The sequence below is a fragment of the Streptomyces sp. SID3343 genome, assembly GCF_009865215.1.
Lineage (GTDB): Bacteria > Actinomycetota > Actinomycetes > Streptomycetales > Streptomycetaceae > Embleya.
Map to the genome: position 1 here is coordinate 1 of NZ_WWJX01001192.1, position 281 is coordinate 281.

1 protein-coding gene is annotated in these 281 nt (G+C 76.2%); it reads left to right on the plus strand.

What is annotated here, in order from left to right; all coding sequences use genetic code 11:
- On the plus strand, nucleotides 1-281 hold a 281-nt coding region (locus tag GT354_RS37475; protein ID WP_161360848.1), incomplete at both ends, for a glycosyltransferase.

The window sequence follows — 281 nt, forward strand, 5'->3', positions numbered from 1 at the left end:
TTCGCGGCGTACCTGGGCGGCGTACACGACGCGCGGGGCCTGTGGTTGGCGACCACCGACGCCGACAGCCGGGTCCCCGCCGAGTGGTTGACCCGGCAGATCGCGTGGGCCGGCCGCGGCTGGGACGCCGTCGCCGGAACCGTCCGCGTCCGCGACTGGTCCCGGCACCCGCCGGGCGCGCAGGAGGCGTTCGAGGCCCACTACGGCCGATGGCACGGCGTGTCGCCCCACGTGCACGGCGCCAACCTGGGCTTTTCCGGCCCCGCGTACCTGGGAGTCGG